This is a genomic window from Pseudomonas avellanae BPIC 631, from assembly GCF_000444135.1.
Taxonomy (GTDB): Bacteria; Pseudomonadota; Gammaproteobacteria; order Pseudomonadales; family Pseudomonadaceae; genus Aquipseudomonas; species Aquipseudomonas avellanae.
The window spans coordinates 1-360 of record NZ_ATDK01000552.1 but is presented as its reverse complement, the minus strand read 5'-3'; the positions used below and the strand labels follow the sequence as shown (position 1 = coordinate 360).

Below are 360 nucleotides of genomic sequence, written 5' to 3'. Positions count from 1 at the left end.
TGTTTTCGAAAAAATCAGCCACCAACTAACGGAAAATTCAAATCTTATCAATAGCTTAGCTTGCAGGTTATGGGTAACTTATTTCGAAAACAGTACACTAGATTGACTCCAAGAGTATGACTTTGAGACGGCTCCCTTAGCATCGACGCACTTCTGAGTAGTAGATTTACACTCACCAGCAGACTCAGAATATTCGGTTCCATTAGGGCAAGAATCACCAGTTGAAGAGACAGTAGTTCCGGGATAACCGGTACCACCATCAGAATAAGTAACAGTACCATTACACTGATATGCAGGAAATCCATTTTGATATCCGGTAAAAGAGACACCATCTACAGTTCTAGGGAAACTCTGAAAAAG

1 protein-coding gene is annotated in these 360 nt (G+C 40.6%); it reads right to left on the bottom strand.

The genetic code is table 11. From position 1 onward, the window contains the following. Positions 1-78: 78 nt before the first annotated feature. The coding region (locus DW49_RS1000000133470) for a hypothetical protein (protein WP_206539584.1) at positions 79-360 on the bottom strand (282 nt) is incomplete at its 5' end.